Origin of the sequence: uncultured Reyranella sp. (assembly GCF_945957355.1) — a bacterium.
In the GTDB taxonomy this organism is placed as follows: domain Bacteria; phylum Pseudomonadota; class Alphaproteobacteria; order Reyranellales; family Reyranellaceae; genus Reyranella.
In genome coordinates, this window is the sequence record NZ_CAMFKM010000013.1 from 100,902 (window position 1) to 118,362 (window position 17,461).

A 17,461-nucleotide genomic window follows, 5' to 3' on the forward strand; every position below is an offset into this window, starting at 1 on the left:
ATGTTCGATGTCCGCAAGTCCTCTCCTGCGGTCGCGGCGCTGCGGCCGAGTGAATACACGGCTGCACTGATCCAGGCGCTTCGCGCGGAACCCAGCCGCGTGTCCGGCGTCCGGGCGCTCGAGATCGGATGCGGCAGCGGCGTGGTCCTTGCCGTGCTGGGGGCCCTCGGCGCCGCTTCCCTCTGCGGCATCGACATCGAGGACGAAGCCATCGTCACGGGGCAGGCGCTTCTGCAGGATCTTGGCCACAAGGCGGAAATCCATCAGGGCGACATGTGGCAGCCGGTGGCGGGACGGCGCTTCGACCTCGTCGTTGCCAACCTGCCACACTTCCCGATGGATCATTTCGAAGTGGCTGGCCGTCTGTCGACCTGGAGCTCGGGGGGCATCGACGGCCGCGAACTGCTCGATCCGTTCCTCGAGGGCTTGTCGGATCATCTGGCGATCAACGGCCGTGCCCTCATCACCCACAATGCGTTCGTGGACGTCGGGCGCTCGCGTCAGATCCTCCATCGCTACGGTCTCTCGCTGCACATCGCGAAGACGCTGCTGGTCCACATTGCCAACGAAAAGATCAACCTGATGACACCTTCGATTCTGCGGGCGGAGGAGGGTTGTTCCATCCATCGCTATGGGCCCCACGTCTTCGCCGATATGCACATCGTCGAAATCGCCGCCGCCGGGACGCGGAGCTGACATGGCGCTGCGTCGCGTTCTGTTCGTTGTGTTCGCGTGGCTCGTGGCGCTGGCCGGCCTGCCGGTGCGCGCCGAGACTCCCGATGCCGCTCTGGCCAAGCTGGTCGACGAGGCACGCGCCGCTGCCGCCGTGCCAGGTGCGTGCGAGCAGGCCGGCCTCGACCGGCTGGTCCGCATCTTCTGTGACGGCAGGATTCGTGTCGGCGTGCGCGAATACTATCCGCTGTTCGGAACCCGCGAGGGCCAAGTCCGGTCGGGCTACGACGTCGATGTGGCGCGCGAGATCGCCAAACATCTCGGCGTCGAACCAGCCTTCACGCGCGTGAACGCCGCGAGCCGCATTCCCCTGCTGGCCGACGACAAGATCGATCTCACCATCGCGACCATGGGCCACAACACCCAGCGCGACGGCCAGGTGCGGTTCATTCGTCCGCATTACTACCGGTCGGAGACGATCATCGTTGGACCAAAGGGACTGACGATCAGGGAATGGCCCGACATCGCCAGCCGCACGATCTGCGTGACGATCGGCAACGGCTCCAACGCCCAGATCGTCTCGCACAATGCCCGCCTCATGCTGTTCGACGAGGCGGGCGTGCTGCCCGACAGGTTGCGCGACGAGACCTGCGTGCTGGCGGCGCAGGACGACAGCTTCTTCGACTACTATTTCACCGATCCGGCGTTCGCGAAGGCATACGACAGAAAATTCGGCTTCGCCCAGCTTCCCTGGGGTATGGCGGTGGCGCTCTCCGGGAGCGATCGCCTCGCGCGCGCCCTGGATCTGATGAGCCAGATCTTCCATCGCGACGGCATCTTCCTCGAGGTGGCGAAGCACAACCGCATCGGCCTCGGCTTTCTCGAGGCCCAGCGCGCGGTGTGGAACCGGCCCGAGTGCAACACCGATGCCGGAAGCAGCAATCCGGCCTGCATCCTTCCGGCGTTGAGCGCGGTTCTGCAGCCCACGCCCTTTGCCGGCGAGGTGACTACCTTCGAGACCTGGCTGGAAACGCACACGGGCATCAGCGTGCAGTTCCCGATGTTCAAGACGATGCCAGCCTGGCAGCTGTTCAAGGCGGGTATCGCGAATTCTCTGGTTCTGGTTGTGGGCGCGCTCGGGGCGACCCTGCTGTTCGCTCTGGTGCTGGGCGCGCTGCAGAGCTCGCATTTCCTGCTGCTGCGCTGGACCGCGCGTGTGCTCACCATCGTCCTGCAATCCTCGCCGGTCGTGCTGACGCTGGTCATCTCCGCGGCGGTGGCGCTGGCACTCTTTCCCTATTCTTCGACGGTGGCGATCGGTGCGGCAATCGTGGCGCTCGGCCTGATGAACGGTGCCAATGCGGGACAGGCCATCGGCGAGGCGATGCACACCTTGCAGGCGGAGCGGGGAGGGTCGCCGGCGCCTCCCATCGAATTGTTCGGGCGCGCGGTCAGCCGCTCGGCGACCCAGATCGTGTCATTTCTCGTCAACGCCGCGAAAGGAACGCCGATAGCCAGCTTCATCGGCGCGCCAGAACTCCTGAGCGCCCTGACCGACATCACCTCGTTCGCCAGCGGACGGGCCAGCACTTATTCATTGCTGCTCGTCTTCTATGTCTGCGTAGTGATGGTCGTAGTCTGGCTGTGCGACAAACTGAGGATCTGGCTCGAACGCCGGCAGATGGTGACGGCATGAGCAGGATATCGCCCGACTTCGTGCCGCAGCTGCTGGCCGGCATGGTGGTCAATTTCGAGATCGCCGCCATCGCGCTGCTGATCGGCCTCGCCGTCGGTGGCCTGCTCACCTTGGCGAAGCTGGCCGGCGGCGTGCGCGGCGCGGTCGCCACGACGCTGATCGGCCTGATGCGCGCGGCGCCGACCTTCGTTGTCATGTTCTTCCTGCTGAATATCATTCCGTCGGACGCAACGCTGCTCGGTGTCCACGTTGCGCCGTCTGGCATCATGACGGTCGCCCTGTCGCTGGTGCCCTATGCCGCAGCCTATGTCGCCGACAATGGCGGCGAGGCCTTGCGGCAGCTGCGCGACGGCTCGCCGCTGGGTGCACTGCTGTTCCTGCCCAACGTGACCCGTGCCTTCTTCGTGCTGGTCATGTCGTCCAGCGCCGGCGCCGCCATCGGCGTGCCCGAAGGAATCGCGGTCATCCTGCGCGAAGCCGAGCTGATGCCGACCCTCGGAGACAAGATGGTGCTGTTCGCCATCGGGATCCTCTGCTTCGGCATTACGCTGCAGGCTGGGTTCGCGCTGATGCGCCTCCTGCAACGCCATCTCGGCCGCCTCGCCCTGCGCACCCGCGAAGGATAGTCTCCACGTCAAAACGTGGGGAGGAAGATGACAGGCAGCGTGCACTACGACTCCGTGTTCCGGGCAGATCTCTTCGCGGGCCGGACCATCATCGTCACCGGCGGCGGTTCCGGCCTCGGCCGCTGCACGGCTCACGAGCTGAAATCGCTCGGAGCACGCGTTGCCCTCATCGGCCGGACGATTGAGAAGCTCGAGCGGGTGAGGGAGGAACTCGGGGATCCCGATACCTACATCCACTCTGCCGACCTGCGCCGGGAGGACGAGGTCAAGGCGGCGATTGCCGGCGTGATGTCGTGGAGCGGCCGCATCGACGGGCTGGTGAACAATGCCGGCGGCCAGTTTCCCGCGCAGCTCAAGGACATCTCGCTGAACGGCTGGAACGCCGTGGTCGCGAACAACATGACCGCGACCTTTCTCGTTTCCAAGGCGGTCTATCTGGCCTCGATGGAGGCCCATGGCGGCGTCATCGTGAATGTCGGCGCCGACTTCGAGCTGGGCAACCCCGGCATGGCCCACAATGGTGCGGCCCGCGCCGGCCAGACCAACTTCACCTACAGTGCGTCGATCGAATGGGCGCACTCGGGCGTCCGCGTGAATTCCGTGATCCCGGGCTTCATCGCCTCATCGGGCCTCGACCGCTATCCCGAGCGCGCCCACGAGGCGCTGCGGTCGGTCAAGGACCGCATTCCCGCCAAACGACATGGTACCGAATCCGAGATCGCGGCGGCTATCGTCTACCTGCTGAGCGATGCGGCGGCCTACGTCACCGGCGCGACGCTGAGGGTCGACGGCGGATTGCACAACTACGGTAAGTCGACCTTCTACCAGGTGCCGGATCACGACAAATCGAAGCCCTTCAATGGCTTTCCGCTCTACCGGCCGCCGAAGGTCCTGGAGTAGGGTAGGCCGCCAGATTAACCATGGAGGAGAGAACGATGCGTTTCGCCCGAGTGATGTGCGGTCTCGTCGCCACAGCCGGAGTCGCCGCCTTTTCTCTTTCCGTCCAGGCCCAGAGCCCGACCGCAAAGGCGTCGCTGAAGGACGCGACCGGCAAGGACGTCGGCGCCGTCCAGCTCGTTCAGACGCCGCACGGCGTGCTGCTCAGGATGTCGCTGAAGGGCGTGGCGCCGGGCGAGCATGCCTTCCATGTCCACGCGGTGGGCAAGTGCGAGCCGCCCTTCACCAGCGCCGGCGGGCATTTCAATCCTGCCTCCAAGAAGCACGGCATGGAAGCCACCGAAGGTGCGCATGCCGGCGACATGCCCAACCTGTTCATCCCGGCCAACGGCGAACTGAAGATCGACGTCGCCAATTCCATGATCTCGCTGGTCAAGGGACAGCCCAATTCGGTGTTCGATACCGACGGCTCGGCGATCATCATTCATGCCGGGCCGGACGACTACAAGACGGACCCCACCGGCAATGCCGGCGACCGCATCGTCTGCGGCGTCATCACGGAGTGACCTGAAGGCTTCGTCCGCGACGGCGGGCGACGGCGCGTTTACTTACCTGGAGCTGATTGAATGGACCTGTCCCGTTTTCCGCGTCGCATCTACACCAACGCGCCCACGCCCATCGAACACTTGCCGCACTTCACCAAGGCCCTCGCCGCCAGCTGCCCGGGCGGCGTCGGTCCCGAGATCTGGATCAAGCGCGACGACATGCTGGGCCTGTTCCCCGGCGGCAACAAGACCCGGAAGCTGGAGTTCCTGGCGGGCGATGCGATCGCCCAGGGCTGCGACACGCTCGTCACGTGCGGGGCTCCGCAATCGAACCATTGCCGCATCACGCTTTCGGCGGCAGTGAAGGAAGGGCTGAAGTGCCGCTTCGTGATCGAGGAACGCGTGCCGGGCTCCTACAAGAAGGAAGCGGGCGGCAACAACTTCATGTTCGAACTGATGGGCGTCGAGGCGATCACGGTCGTTCCCGGTGGCACCAACATGGGTGAGGCGATGTCGAAGGTGGCGCAGGAAGTCGCCTCTCTCGGGCGCAAGGCCTATGTGATTCCCGGCGGCGGCTCCAACGCCATTGGCGGCCTGGGCTATGTCGCCTGCGTGCAGGAGATGCAGGTCCAATGGCTGGACATGGGCTTTTCTCCCGATGCCGTGGTGGTGGGCTCGGGCAGCTCGGGCACGCATGGCGGCATGGTTGCCGGCTTCCTCGGCAACAACATAAAGGTCCCGCTGATTGGTGTCGGCGTCAGCCGTGACCCCGCAGACCAGGAGCCGCTGGTCCTCAAGGAAGCGCAGGCAGTGCTTGACCTGCTGGGCGTGGATATCAAGGTGCCGGCGTCGGCGGTGAAGAGCTTCGGTGGCTTCTGGCAGCCCAAGTACTCGGTGCCGAACAAGAAGATGGTCGAAGCCGTCCAGATGCTGGCCCGCACCGAAGGCATCCTGCTCGATCCGGTCTATACCGGAAAGATCATGGCCGGCCTGATCGGCCTCGCGCGCCAGGGTCACTTCAAGCCCGGCGCCAAGGTGCTGTTCATCCACACCGGCGGCCTGCCGTCGCTGCACGTCTACGAGGACGTGGTCCTGGGCCGCACCCAGCTCGCCGACTGACGCGACAGCGCGCTCCGCGCCGCGTTTCCATGAGGCATTGCGGTCATCGCGCAATGCTTCCCGTGCGCGACAGTGCGCGCAGAAGTTTCGTTCGCCATCAGGCCGCAGATCGACGAACCCGTTTCATTGACCCGAAGCGGGGCGGCGGCCAGTTTCGTCGCATGCTCTCCCGCTCATTCAGCCCTTCGTGTCGACGCTGACGCGCGACACCGTCTGATTGAAACACCCCTCATCGAACACAACGCTCCGCATCCGCGGCAGCGAACGGAGAAGTCATGCTCAAGCGACGTCACCTGATGGCCGGCCTTGCCGGCGCGACCCTGGCTGCGCCTCTCGTCGTGCGCGCCCAGGCTGCCTACCCGAGCCGCTCCGTGAAGATCGTCGTGCCGTGGCCGCCGGGTGGCGGCGTGGATGCCTTCGCGCGCGTCATCCAGGCGCCGCTCAGCGCCCGGCTCGGACAGACTGTGATCGTGGAGAATATCGGTGGCAGTGCCGGCCGGGTGGGAACGCTCAGCGCCTCGCGCGCCCAGCCCGACGGCTACACGATCCTCCTCGTCAATGACACGTTCGCGGCCACTGAGGCGCTGCCCGTCGCGGGCACGCCGGCGCTCTATCCGGCCTTCCAGCCGGTGACACTCGCCATCTCCGGTCCGCAGGGGCTGTTCACGCATCCGCGTTCGGGCTTCGTGACCGCCGAGGCCTTCGCCGCGGCGGCGAAGGCCAACCCGGGCAAGCTGAACGTCGGTGTGCCGGGACTCGGCAGCAGCCAGCATCTGACGAGCGAACTGCTGCTGCGGGCGTCCGGCGACCTTCGTGTCACGCACGTTCCCTATCGCGGCGGCGGGCCGCTGCTGCAGGACCTGATCGCGGGCAACATCGATGCCGGCGTCGTCACCTTCGCGGCCGGCGCTCAGCAGGCGCGCGGCGGCCAACTCCTGGCGCTGGCGATTACCAGTGAACACAGGTCCAAGGCGTTCGTCGACGTGCCCACGGCCGCCGAGACGATCGCACCGGGTTTCGTGCAGGCGACATGGCAGGGTCTGCTGGTGCCCAAAGGTACGCCTGCTGCCGTAACCGAGCGTTTCCACGCTGCCGTGCTGGCCGTGCTTCAGGACAAGGCCATGATCGCGCGGCTCGCCGATCTCGGCTTCGATCCCGTCGGGCTGGACGGCAAGGGTTACGGTCAGCTGTTCGACCGCACGGTCGACACGTTCGCGGGCATCGCGAAAGAAAGGAACATTGCGGCTGGCGATTGACTCGGCCAAGGCGATCGAGGTCGCCAGCGCCAAGTGGGGCAGGCGCCCGACATGCTCAAGGTCGACCAGGTCGATCTCGATATCTGCCTCTGGCGGCAATGTCGTCCGGCCGCGCGGGAATGAGCGCTTGCCGCGGCCGCGCCGAGCGCCCATCTAGGGAGGGTGTTCGGCGACGTCTGCGTCGGCGCCTGATTCCGAAGCATCCGACGATGCATCGATGCGCAAGACGAGGTGTTACATGGCCCTTGAACGAAAAGCCGGAATTTCCGCCAAGCCAGCGGCCGTGCTAACGCCCGAGGAGGAGGTCACCTTGCGACGGGTTGCCTTCGGCCAGTCGGACGTGCGGGCCATGCGTGCCCAGGACCTGACCCGCTTGCGCAACCTGCGGCTGATCCAGGACGGCAAGGACGGCCCGTGCCTCACGGTCAGTGGCCGCCAACGCTTCGACGAGCTTCCCAAGGCAATGCTGATGGACAGGGGGCCCAGGGACCTGATCTCTGCGACGACCAAGGTCTTCAAGACGAGCTGACGTCGACATAGAACGCGAAAGGCCCCGCACCTTTCCAGGAACGGGGCCCTATCGAGTTGCCGCTCCCGCCGCTCGCCCCAGTACATCCGTGGTGGCGTGCAGGAAGGAGGGCGATCGCCTTACCGGCGACCCGTGATCAGGCTGCGGCCTTGAGGTTTTCCGCCGCCATCTTGCCGCTCCGGCGGTCGGCGACCAGCTCGAATTCGAGCTTCTGGCCCTCGCTCAGCATGCTCATGCCAGCGCGCTCAACCGCGCTGATGTGCACGAAAGCGTCGGCGCCGCCATTGTCCGGCTGAATGAAGCCGAAGCCCTTTTGGATATTGAACCACTTAACGGTTCCCGTCGTCGTCGTCATGGGAGACCCCTTTTTGACTTTGGATATGCGAGTCCGTGCCCTCTCCGCATTTGAACGAGCGGAAGAGCGCTGGAACCCGTCGAATTTGCACTGGCTTTCAGGATCAAGTGTCGTGGAGCGGGGCCGCTGAGCAATGCCGGCGGGCGCGGACCAAATCAGATGTCCGTGTATCGACCAGCTCCATATGGTCCCTTGTTCGGACACTATCAAGGTCCAAATGTCGTTGCTCGTCGCTTTGTGGCGACGGGCGGAGGTGCTCATGGAGCCTCATCCTACCCCTCATACCGTCGATGCCGAATTGCGCGCGGCCGCGGCGTCCTTTGCGCGCCCGTCCGCACGGCAGAGCGTCCTGCAGCTCGCCACGTCATTCGGTCCCTTCCTTGCGGGCTGCGCAGCCATGTACGTCGCCTGCGGCATCTCCCCGTGGCTCGTCCTTGCCCTCGCCATACCGACTGGCGCGTTCATGGTGCGCGTGTTCATCGTCCAGCACGATTGCGGGCATGGTTCGTTCTTCGCCTCGCACCTTGCCAACACGATCGTCGGCCGGCTGTGCAGCCTGTGCACCTTCACTCCCTTCGCGAGCTGGCGCCGCCAGCATGCGCAGCATCATGCCGAATGGAACAATCTCGATCGCACCGATCGCGGCAGCGATATCTATTCATCGTGCCTCACCGTGCGCGCCTATCTCGCTTTGTCGCCTTGGCGGAGGTTCATTCACCGCCTCGTCCGTCATCCGTTGATCGCCAACTTCCTGCTGCCGCCTCTGGTGTTCGTGCTGCTCTACCGCTTGCCATTCGACACGCCGCGCGCATGGGTGCGTGAACGCCGCTCGGTCCTGCTCAGCAATGTGAGCCTCGTGGCCTTGTTCGCGACCCTCGTTCTGCTGCTGGGCTGGCGCGACGTGCTGCTGGTGCATTTGTCGATCATGGTCGTGGCGTCGATCCTCGGCGTGTGGCTGTTCACCTTGCAGCATCGCTTCTCGGGCGCGCAGTGGAGCGGTCGCGGCGCATGGCGCTATGTCGATGCGGCGATGGATGGATCGTCCTGGTTCGATCTGCCGATCGTCCTGCGCTGGCTCACCGGCAATATCGGCTTCCATCACGTCCACCATCTCAACCAGCGCATTCCAAACTACCGGCTCCCGGCAGCGCACGAGGCGGCCCAGAGCGTGCGCGCCGTTCTGCCGCTGGGATTGCGCGCCGGGCTCGCCGCGCCGCGGCTCACATTGTGGGACGAAACGTCGAACCGCCTCATTCGCTTCTGCGACGTGGCGCGGGTGCAGACGCCCGGCTGATCTTCCTCTAGCTTGGGGCTCTTCAAAAAGGAGCCCCGGTCAAATGTCCGTTCCCCACGGCCCGCTTCAGGGTGTCAAGGTCGTCTCCTGCTCCACTGCGCAGGCGGGCACCGTGCCCTGGATGCTGATGGCCGATCTCGGCGCCGCCGTGATCAAGATCGAATCGCCTCAGGGCGGCGACCCGTCGCGGCGCATGACTGTCCTGCCGGGTATGGGGAGCACCTTCTTCGAGGCCAACAATCGCGGCGTTAAGAGCGTCACCCTGAACCTCAAGAGCGAGGAGGGGCGCGAGATCCTGCGCAAACTGGTCGCGAGAGCTGACATCTTCGGCCAGAACTTCCGCCCGGGTGCGGCCGAAAAGAATGGCTTTGGCTGGGAGGAGCTGCGCAAGATCAATCCAAAGCTCGTCTATGTCTCGATCTCGGGCTACGGACCCGACGGTCCGCACGCCCACCTCCCGGGCACCGATTCGATGGCGCAGGCGCTGGGCGGCATTGCCGAGGCCTATTCCACGGCAGGCCAGAAGATGAAGACCGGCGTCGTTTCGGTGGCGGACGAAACCTGCGCGATCCTGGCCTTCGGCGGCGCCCTGGCAGCGCTCACGCACGCGCGCACGACGGGTGTCGGTCAGAAGATCGATCTCTCGCTGCTCGGCGGCCAGATACGGCTGATGGGCTGGACCCTTCAGACGGCGATGTGGCGCGACCGCAATCCGGTCACCGGGCAGGCGCGCGTCACTGGCACGCGCGAGCGGCCGGGTATCAGCGCCAGCTTCGACGATCGCGACGGCAAGCCGCTGGTCTTCCAGATCACCGGCCCGGAGGACTGGAAGGATGCCATGACGTCGCTCGGCTTCTACGAACATCTGGTGAAAGCGGGCTTCGCCGATCTCGGCGTAATCATCGACAACGACCCCAAGCGCATCGAGCTTCTCGCCACTCTCGACTCCCTGTTCGCGACCGGGACGCGTGAGGACTGGGTTGCCAGGCTGCGGGCCGCCGACATCGTCTCGGCACCCATCAACACGCTGCTCGAAGCCTCGAACGATCCCGACGTCGTGGCCAACGGATACGTCACGGAGGTCGAGTACCCGAAGCTCGGCAAGAAGTTGAAGGTACATGGCACACCGTGGAAGTTCTCGAAGACGCCGGCCAAGCCCGGCATTGCGCCGGAACTGGGCGAGCATAACGACGCGGTGCTGGGGGAACTGGGCTACGGGGCGGCGGAGCTGGCCGACCTGCGCGCCCGCAAGATCATCTGACAGCGAGGAGAACGACGATGTCCCGCCCACCCTTGCCGCCATTCACCGAGCAAACCGCGACGCAGAAGGCCCGCCTCGCAGAGGATGGCTGGAACAGCCGCGATCCCGCCAGGGTCGCGCTCGCCTATACGCAGGATAGCGAATGGCGCAACCGTACGGAGTTCATCAATGGCCGCGAGGCCATCGAAGCTTTCCTGAAGCGCAAATGGGCGCGCGAACTCGACTATCGCCTGATCAAGGAACTATGGACCTTCGCGGGCAATCGCATCGCCGTACGCTTCGCCTATGAATTCCACGACGACAGCGGCACGTGGTTCCGTGCCTATGGCAACGAAAACTGGGAATTCGACACCGATGGGCTGATGAAGCGACGCCTCGCCAGCATCAATGAGCATCCCATCGCCGAAGCCGATCGCAAGTTCCATTGGCCGCTGGGCCGCCGGCCCGACGACCATCCCGGACTGAGCGCTTTCGGCTTCTGATCGATCCGGTAGGCGGGCCTCAGGGAAGGATCGCCTCGCCCTCGATCTCGACCTTGGCATTCGGATCGATCAGGGCCGACACCTGCACGAGGGTCATCGCCGGGAAGTGGCGGCCGAGCGTGGCGCCCCACGCGGCGCCGACCGCCGCGCCCGCGGCGTTGAACTCGGCGATATCGGTGACGTAGGCGCGCAGGGCGACGAGGTGCTGCGGCTGGCCGCCGGCGGCCTTCAGCACGGTCACCAGGTTCGACAGCGCGATGCGCCATTGCGTGCCGGCATCGGCCTCGGCGGGAATGTGCGCCTGCGCGGGCTCGCGCCCGATCTGGCCGGCGATGCGCACGCTTCTCGTGCCGGTGGCGACCACGGCATGGGAGAAGCCGCGCGGGCGCGGCCAGCCTTCGGGCAGGATCGGCGTATAGGCGATGTCGGACATGTCGTGTCTCCTCCGGGTTCGGTTGGAGTCACTCTATCCGTTGAGTTTCTAGCGTCCCACCTTCTTGAAGGCGGCGCTCGATGCGCCGTCGCCTGCGGCCTTGGAATAGCCCTGCCACGTGGTGACGAGACCGTTGGGCGCCTGGGAGATCACGAACAGCGGCTGGCCGGGACTGTAGAGCTTCACGCCGTACTTGTTCTCGACCTTGCCATTGTCGAAGCTCACGAAGGTGACGAGCAGCCGATTGCCATCGGGCATCGCCTTGCACCGGATGGTCTCGTCGGTCTGGAAGCCCTGTGCGACCACGCGGCAGCCTTCCGGGCCGCTGACGGTGAGCGTGTGGGTCACGAAGTTCTGTGTACCGCCGGCCCCGGGCCCCAGCGCCTGCTCGTAGACATAGGTGCCGTCCCAGGGTTGGGCCGCGTGCGCGATCGAGCCGGCGGCAAGTCCGAGGCCCATGGCGAGGGCGGCGAATACAGGCTTCATGGGGCTCTCCTTCTCCGGGCCGGGGACAACGAGGCAATCATGGAACGGGTTGCGACAGGCGGCGGGTGACCTCATCGTGACCGCATGGCACATCCCACATTCGACCGTTACCTGCGCGCCGATGCGGCGATTCATGTGCTCGGCCTTGTGCTCGGCGGCGTCGGCGCGGCCGCGATCCTGATCGTCGCTGCGGGCTCGTCGCAGCCGGGCCAGGTCGTGCCCATCCTCGTCTATGTCGCGGGGCTGCTGGCGATGCTCTCCTGCTCGGCGGCCTACAACCTGCGCCTGGCCAGTCCGCGGCGCGACTGGCTGCGACGGCTCGACCATGCGGCGATCTTCGTCATGATCGCCGGGACCTACACGCCGCTCACCCTGCTGAAGTTGCGCGAGCCGTGGTCGAGCGGCCTCACGGCGGTGATGTGGGCGGCGGCGGCGCTCGGCATCGCCGCGAAGTTCCTGCAGCCGCGACGCATCGAACAGATTTCGGTGGTGCTCTATCTGCTGATGGGCTGGATCGGCCTGTTCGCGATCGACGAGCTGCTGGCTTCGGTGCAGCGCGAGACCCTGATCCTGCTTCTCGCAGGCGGCGTGGTCTATTCGCTCGGCACGATCTTCCATCTGTCGAGCCGGCTGCCGTACCAGCAGGCGCTGTGGCACGCCTCGGTGCTGGTGGCGGCTTCTATCCACTATGCGGCGATCCTGTCGCTGTTGACGCCGTGAACCGACACCGGTTTACGTGACCTCATGTCATCGCGTCTGCTGTTCCGCCTGACCGCCGTCGCCGTCCTCGGCGCGGGTTTCATCATGGCCGTGGCCGGCGCCTCGATGAGCGTGTGGGCGTGGAACACGGCGGAGACGCACGTCGCCTTCCGCCTGGGCCTGCCGCTCGCGACCGCCTGGCTCGCCTTCACGCTCGTTCGGCTGGTGCGCGTGTTGCCCGAGGCGTGGCGCGGTGAAGAACAGGCCCGCGATCCGCTGACGGCGCTGGCGGCGGCGCCGAAGACAGACGTGGATGAGAGGCTGCGGAAGGTTTCGCCCGATGCGCTCTCCGTCCGGCAGATCGCCCTGCCGCGCGAACCCGGGCTGCGGCGCCGCCCGAGGATCGCGCAGCGGGTCGAGCTGCGCGGGGGACGCACGCTCTATCGCGTGCAGCCCGTGCGGCGCCCGCCGGTCGCCAGGCGTGCCGTCGCCGCGGCGACCGTCGTCATTGCCTCCATCAGCCTGTTCTTCCTGCTGGGACCGCTCGACCTCGAGGATGTGAGCTGGATCGCCTCGCTATTTCGCGCGCTCGAGGAGTTCCCGGGCCTTTTTCAGCGTGTCGACGCAATTGGCCTCTTGGCCACGCTCGGCTTCGGCGCGCGCCGCGACCAGCAGCGCCTGTAGCGCCGCTCCTTGCGGCGGCGCCGCCCCCGGTTTTTCCGTGACATCGGGCAGGGTCGGCATGCGGCTGTCCGCGGACGGGGGCGGGGTGACGACCGAGCGGTCCGACGTCGCCGGCGGCTCGATGACGCCGCCCGAACGCCCAAGCTCGCGCGAGGTGACGCCGGGCGCCTTGTCGGGCGAGGCGGTCGGCGGGTCGGTCGAGATGTTCTGGGCCTTGGCCAGCGCCTGCACCTGGTCGAGGCAGCCCTCGGCGGTGGCAACGCCCGGCCAAAGGGCGAGGGCGGCGGCGATGAGACGGATGTTCATACCCTGTGGAACGGCGCTTTCGGCGGCCGGGTTGCCCTTGAACTGCAGCCGAAGACCCCTAACATACAAGCTGCAAAACAGGCCGGGATGAACCCGGTCCCACAGGGATGTTCACATGACGAAGTTTCGTTGGCTCGCGATCCTCGCGGCTCTGATCATCGCGGTGCCGTCGCTGGCCCCGTCGCCGGCCGATGCGCGGGCGGGCGGGGGCAGCGGCGCGGGCAGCCGCGGCAGCAAGTCCGGCCAGGCGCCGGCCCCGACCCAGACCGCGCCGACCTCCAAGCCGGTCGAGCGCAGCACCACGCCGCAGCAGCAGAGCCCGTCGGCCAATCCGGCCACGGCCGCCGCCGGCGCCAAGCCCGGCTTCATGCAGCGCAATCCGTTCCTGACGGGCCTGATGGGCGGCATGCTGGGCGCCGGCCTGTTCGGCATGTTGTTCGGCGGCGGCTTCGGTGCCGGCCTCGGCAGCATGGCCGGGATGCTGGGCCTGCTCCTGCAGCTCGCGCTGGTCGGCGGCATCGCCTATCTCGCGGTGCGCTGGTGGAAGTCGCGCAACGGCGCCCCGCAGGCGGCCTTTGCCGGCGCCGGTGCCGGCGGCGGCAATCCGCTGTCGCCGCGCCAGGCGCTGCCGGAGGCCACGCCCATGGCGCGCTCCAGCGCCGCGCCGATGCTGGGAGGCGGCGCCAGCGCGGCCCCCTCGCTGGCCATCCTCGAGGACGACTACAACGCCTTCGAGGCGCTGCTGACCAACGTGCAGGCGGCCTACAGCGCCGGCGACCTCGCCAAGCTGCGCAGCCTCGTGACGCCCGAGATGCTGGGCTACTTCACGCAGGAGCTGTCGGCCAATGCGAGCCGCGGCGTCGAGAACAAGATCGATGCCGTGAAGCTCGAGCAGGGCGACCTGTCCGAGGCCTGGAGCGAGGGCGCGGTCGACTATGCCACCGTCGCCATGCGCTTCAGCATGATCGACGTGATGCGCAACGTCGCCGACGGCCGCATCGTCGAGGGCAATGCCAACGTCCGCACCGAGGCCACGGAAGTCTGGACCTTCCTGCGCGGCCGCGGCGGCAACTGGATCCTCTCGGCCATCCAGCAGACCTGATTCGTCTCCATCGGGAATTACGGAACGGCCGGCCTCATGCCGGCCGTTTTCGTTTGCCCCGGCGTCAGGACCGCAACAACGCCCCGTACCCTGCGACCGGCGTCCGGATGCCCGTCATCCGCAGGCAGTGCCACAGGCTCGCCTGGTTGGCGGTGATCACGGGACGTCCGATATCCGTTTCGAGTGTTTCGATTAGGCCGACGCAGCGGAAGCCCGTGCCGCCGATCAGCACGCCGTCGGCCTCGGGCGGGCAGGCCTTGCGGATCTGCGCGTAGAGCGGCTCGATCTCCTGCTCGAAGCCCATGCCCTGCGGATAGAGATCCTGCGGCGGCACGTCCCGCCACTTGCGGCCGGGATCGAGCCGCAGGTGACCGACCGGCGCCAGCCCGTGATCGCCGTAGTAACGCAGCGCCGCGCCCACCGTGTCGTCGGGAAACCACGGCGGCACGACCAGGAACGGCCGCTTCACGCCCGAATGACGAAGCGCCGCCAGTGTATCGAGCCCGTTGGTCGTGACCTTCGCCTCCGTGCCCGCGATGCCGCTCGACACGACCTTCGACAGCGCCTCGACGGTCGCCTCGTCCCAGCCCTTGCCGCCCACGACGCTGCTCGACGTATGGGCGAACACGACGGCCTGCAGCTTCATCGCCGAGAACTGCTTCGCCCCGCGCGCCAGATCGTCGGCGAGATCGACGCCGCTCCGGTCGGCGCGCCACTTCGCCCAGGGCGTCGGCGCCGTCACCCGCGCCGCATGCACCGACACGCCGGGCGGCGCCATCGCCCACCATTCGGCCTCCGGCACCGCCTCGCTGCCGACGATGAACAGCCCGATGCGGGCCCGCCAGCCCCAATTGTCGTGGTGAGTCACGTGACGCCTTTCATGATCAACGGCGGCGAGAGTGCCGGGCGCGATGGAGACCTGCAACCATTCCCCGCTGTGCTACCGTCCGCCTCATGTGCGAACTCTTCTGCCTGTCCGCCCGCAAGCCGATGCGCGCCAGCTTCTCGTTGCGCAAGTTCGCGGGCCATGGCGCGCCGGCCACCGGCAACGTCGACGGCTGGGGCGTCGCGTTCCATGAAGGCCACGAGGTCCGGCTCTACAAGGAGCCCGAGCCGGCCGGCAACAGCCAGTGGCTCGACTTCATCGAGCGCCACACGCTGCCGACGCGGCAGCTGGTCTCGCACATCCGCCACGCGACGCAGGGCGCCAACAGCCTGTCCAACACCCAGCCCTTCGTGCGCGAGCTGGGCGGGCGCACGCATCTCTTCGCCCACAATGGCGACCTGAAGGAGGTCACGGCCCGCGCCGCCGATCCGGCGCACCGCTTCCATCCCGTCGGCCAGACCGATTCGGAAAGCGCCTTCTGCCTGTTGCTGGAGCGCCTGGCGCCCCTCTGGCGGGGCGGCGTCCCGCCACTCGGCCCGCGGCTCGAAACGATCGCCGCCTTCGCCGCCGCGATGCGCCCGCTCGGCACCTTCAACTTCCTCTACAGCGACGGCGAATTCGTGTTCGGCCACGCCCATCGCCGCCGCCAGGCCGATGGCACGACGGGGCCGGGCCTGTGGTTCCGCCATCGCCATCGTGCGGAGCACGGCACGTCCCAACCGGAAGCCGGTGTGGCGCTGCATCCCGCCGACGGCGCGCAGGACCTGTCGCTGCTCGCCAGCGTCCCCGTCACCGCCGGCCATTGGCGCCCGTTGGCCGAGGGCGAGATCGTCGTCCTCGCAGGCGGTGAGCTTCAAAACCCGTAAAGAACCTTCGGATTGTCGACGAGGATCTTCTGGCGCACCGCCGCGTCGGGCACGCAGCGGAAGAAGTGCCGCAGCAGGTCCGCCTCCTGCGGGATCGCGCCGGCCGCGTGGCCGACATGCGGCCAGTCGCTGCCCCAGACCAGCCGGTCGGGATTGGCGGCGACCAGCGCCTGCAGGAACGGCGCGGTGTCGTCATAGGCGGCGCCCGGCCCGGCGCCCTGGCGGGTGTTGCGGTCGGCGCCCGAGAGCTTGCACCAGTAGCGGCCGGTCTTCAGCCGCTCGCAGAACCAGCGGAAGCCCGCATAGTCGACGCCCTTGTCGGCCATGGTGCGGCCCATATGGTCGATCACGAAATCGAACGGCATCTTCTCCAGCGTCGGCGCCAGCTCCATCAGGTCGCCGGTCTCGACCCAGAGCTGCACGTGCCAGCCGCGCGAACCGAGGCGCGGCGCCAGCGCCATCAGGTCGTCGAGGCTCATGCCGCCGGAGGAGACCGGCTTGCCGTCCTGGCGCAGCAGGTTGATGCGCACGCCCTTGAAGCCCGCCTCGCTCAGCTCGTCGAGCCGGCGCTCGCTCACCTCGGGCTTCAGGATCGCCACGCCGCGCAGCCGGTCGCGATGCCGCCTGAGCGCGTCGAGCGTCACCTCGTTGTCGCCGCCGGCCGCCAGCGCATGGACGATCACCCCGCGCGCGATGCCCATCCCGTCCCACAGCGCCAGCAGCGCCTCGACCGGCGTCGCCTGCAGCGGCGAGAACTTGCCGCCGGAGACGGCGGGGAAGCGGTCGTAGGGACCGTAGACATGGACGTGGCAGTCGGCACTGCCGGCGGGGAGGGGGAAACGTTCCTGGGTCATGCGGACCACTCTGTCTTTCCGGACAGGAATTAATCAAGCGGTCCCGCCAATCCGACCTCACCCTGCGAGGCGGGCCGGAAATGAACTGAATCGAATCGAGCACTTACCTGAGCACCCGACCCGATATGCACTGAATCAATTCAAGCTTCCCACCTCATCCTGAGGAGCGCCGCGAAGCGGCGCGTCTCGAAGGATGGGCCACAGGCAAGGTGCGCGTTCCCACCCTTCGAGACGCGGTCCTGCGGACCGCTCCTCAGGGTGAGGTTATCGGTCGGGTAAGCCGCGTGATTCGCGGTTCGACCCAGGGCGTCGGCACAACAGGTAGTCGGCAACCGATACCCCACACAACATGTGGTGTCCCATCCGGCGCGAAGGGTGCGACTCTGCCTTCGAATGTTTCGTTTATTGCGATT

21 protein-coding genes are annotated in these 17,461 nt (G+C 66.9%); 15 read left to right on the plus strand and 6 right to left on the minus strand.

Features of this window, described 5'->3' with window-relative positions; all coding sequences use genetic code 11:
- From Q0Q48_RS20480 to Q0Q48_RS20515, 8 genes are all read left to right on the plus strand, one after another.
- On the plus strand, window positions 1–696 hold the full coding sequence (locus Q0Q48_RS20480) for a methyltransferase domain-containing protein (protein ID WP_295141800.1): 696 nt from the start codon (window positions 1–3) through the stop codon (window positions 694–696).
- Between the two features lies 1 nt (window position 697).
- Window positions 698–2,368, plus strand: a complete 1,671-nt coding sequence (locus Q0Q48_RS20485) for a transporter substrate-binding domain-containing protein (protein WP_295141803.1) — start codon at window positions 698–700, stop codon at window positions 2,366–2,368.
- On the plus strand, window positions 2,365–2,994 hold the full coding sequence (locus tag Q0Q48_RS20490) for a hypothetical protein (RefSeq protein ID WP_295141806.1): 630 nt from the start codon (window positions 2,365–2,367) through the stop codon (window positions 2,992–2,994). Before Q0Q48_RS20485 ends, Q0Q48_RS20490 begins: the two co-directional genes overlap by 4 nt.
- Before the next feature lie 27 nt (window positions 2,995–3,021).
- Window positions 3,022–3,894 (plus strand): SDR family oxidoreductase, encoded by an 873-nt coding sequence (locus Q0Q48_RS20495; RefSeq protein WP_295141808.1) that lies wholly within the window; start codon window positions 3,022–3,024, stop codon window positions 3,892–3,894.
- Window positions 3,895–3,929: 35 nt separating this feature from the next.
- Window positions 3,930–4,457 (plus strand): superoxide dismutase family protein, encoded by a 528-nt coding sequence (locus tag Q0Q48_RS20500; RefSeq protein ID WP_295141811.1) that lies wholly within the window; start codon window positions 3,930–3,932, stop codon window positions 4,455–4,457.
- Between the two features lie 60 nt (window positions 4,458–4,517).
- Entirely contained in the window at window positions 4,518–5,555 is a 1,038-nt protein-coding gene (locus tag Q0Q48_RS20505) for a D-cysteine desulfhydrase (protein ID WP_295141815.1), read from the plus strand.
- Window positions 5,556–5,830: 275 nt separating this feature from the next.
- Window positions 5,831–6,811, plus strand: coding sequence for a tripartite tricarboxylate transporter substrate binding protein (locus Q0Q48_RS20510; RefSeq protein WP_295141817.1), 981 nt, complete (start codon window positions 5,831–5,833; stop codon window positions 6,809–6,811).
- A 238-nt stretch (window positions 6,812–7,049) separates the two neighbouring features.
- Window positions 7,050–7,340: a hypothetical protein gene (locus Q0Q48_RS20515; protein ID WP_295141820.1), complete on the plus strand. Its 291-nt coding sequence runs from the start codon at window positions 7,050–7,052 to the stop codon at window positions 7,338–7,340.
- 136 nt (window positions 7,341–7,476) lie between these two features.
- Here Q0Q48_RS20515 and Q0Q48_RS20520 read toward each other — a convergent pair whose 3' ends face one another.
- Window positions 7,477–7,695: a cold-shock protein gene (locus tag Q0Q48_RS20520; RefSeq protein WP_295141824.1), complete on the minus strand. Its 219-nt coding sequence runs from the start codon at window positions 7,693–7,695 to the stop codon at window positions 7,477–7,479.
- A gap of 259 nt (window positions 7,696–7,954) precedes the next feature.
- Between Q0Q48_RS20520 and Q0Q48_RS20525 the strand changes: the two genes are divergently transcribed.
- The 3 genes from Q0Q48_RS20525 to Q0Q48_RS20535 are packed head-to-tail and all read left to right on the plus strand — an operon-like array spanning window position 7,955 to window position 10,732.
- Window positions 7,955–8,989 (plus strand): fatty acid desaturase, encoded by a 1,035-nt coding sequence (locus Q0Q48_RS20525; protein ID WP_295141827.1) that lies wholly within the window; start codon window positions 7,955–7,957, stop codon window positions 8,987–8,989.
- Between the two features lie 43 nt (window positions 8,990–9,032).
- Window positions 9,033–10,250, plus strand: coding sequence for a CaiB/BaiF CoA-transferase family protein (locus tag Q0Q48_RS20530; RefSeq protein ID WP_295141829.1), 1,218 nt, complete (start codon window positions 9,033–9,035; stop codon window positions 10,248–10,250).
- A 17-nt stretch (window positions 10,251–10,267) separates the two neighbouring features.
- The gene (locus tag Q0Q48_RS20535) at window positions 10,268–10,732 is read left to right on the plus strand and encodes a nuclear transport factor 2 family protein (RefSeq protein WP_295141831.1); all 465 of its coding nucleotides are present in this window, start codon (window positions 10,268–10,270) and stop codon (window positions 10,730–10,732) included.
- A 19-nt stretch (window positions 10,733–10,751) separates the two neighbouring features.
- Here the strand turns inward: Q0Q48_RS20535 and Q0Q48_RS20540 are convergent, their stop codons facing one another.
- Window positions 10,752–11,165, minus strand: a complete 414-nt coding sequence (locus Q0Q48_RS20540) for a RidA family protein (protein ID WP_295141833.1) — start codon at window positions 11,163–11,165, stop codon at window positions 10,752–10,754.
- A gap of 48 nt (window positions 11,166–11,213) precedes the next feature.
- Window positions 11,214–11,651, minus strand: coding sequence for a DUF5991 domain-containing protein (locus Q0Q48_RS20545; protein WP_295141835.1), 438 nt, complete (start codon window positions 11,649–11,651; stop codon window positions 11,214–11,216).
- An 84-nt stretch (window positions 11,652–11,735) separates the two neighbouring features.
- Between Q0Q48_RS20545 and Q0Q48_RS20550 the strand changes: the two genes are divergently transcribed.
- Together Q0Q48_RS20550 and Q0Q48_RS20555 are read left to right on the plus strand one after the other, a co-directional pair.
- Complete coding sequence (locus Q0Q48_RS20550; protein ID WP_295141837.1) at window positions 11,736–12,371, plus strand: hemolysin III family protein; 636 nt, start codon at window positions 11,736–11,738, stop codon at window positions 12,369–12,371.
- Window positions 12,372–12,395: 24 nt separating this feature from the next.
- Window positions 12,396–13,034 carry a hypothetical protein gene (locus Q0Q48_RS20555; RefSeq protein ID WP_295141840.1) on the plus strand — a complete coding sequence of 213 codons (639 nt, stop codon included), beginning with the start codon at window positions 12,396–12,398 and terminating at the stop codon, window positions 13,032–13,034.
- Here the strand turns inward: Q0Q48_RS20555 and Q0Q48_RS20560 are convergent.
- Window positions 12,927–13,340, minus strand: coding sequence for a hypothetical protein (locus Q0Q48_RS20560; RefSeq protein WP_295141842.1), 414 nt, complete (start codon window positions 13,338–13,340; stop codon window positions 12,927–12,929). The two genes, Q0Q48_RS20555 and Q0Q48_RS20560, sit on opposite strands and share 108 nt — an antisense overlap.
- A gap of 115 nt (window positions 13,341–13,455) precedes the next feature.
- On the opposite strand from Q0Q48_RS20560, the gene Q0Q48_RS20565 reads away from it, so the two are divergent.
- The gene (locus Q0Q48_RS20565) at window positions 13,456–14,442 is read left to right on the plus strand and encodes a TIM44-like domain-containing protein (protein WP_295141845.1); all 987 of its coding nucleotides are present in this window, start codon (window positions 13,456–13,458) and stop codon (window positions 14,440–14,442) included.
- A 64-nt stretch (window positions 14,443–14,506) separates the two neighbouring features.
- Here the strand turns inward: Q0Q48_RS20565 and Q0Q48_RS20570 are convergent, their stop codons facing one another.
- Window positions 14,507–15,310: a hypothetical protein gene (locus Q0Q48_RS20570; RefSeq protein WP_295141847.1), complete on the minus strand. Its 804-nt coding sequence runs from the start codon at window positions 15,308–15,310 to the stop codon at window positions 14,507–14,509.
- Between the two features lie 86 nt (window positions 15,311–15,396).
- Between Q0Q48_RS20570 and Q0Q48_RS20575 the strand changes: the two genes are divergently transcribed.
- Complete coding sequence (locus Q0Q48_RS20575; protein ID WP_295141849.1) at window positions 15,397–16,194, plus strand: class II glutamine amidotransferase; 798 nt, start codon at window positions 15,397–15,399, stop codon at window positions 16,192–16,194.
- Here Q0Q48_RS20575 and Q0Q48_RS20580 read toward each other — a convergent pair.
- Window positions 16,182–17,048, minus strand: coding sequence for an amidohydrolase family protein (locus Q0Q48_RS20580; RefSeq protein ID WP_295141852.1), 867 nt, complete (start codon window positions 17,046–17,048; stop codon window positions 16,182–16,184). The genes Q0Q48_RS20575 and Q0Q48_RS20580 overlap by 13 nt on opposite strands.
- Window positions 17,049–17,461 lie beyond the last annotated feature (413 nt).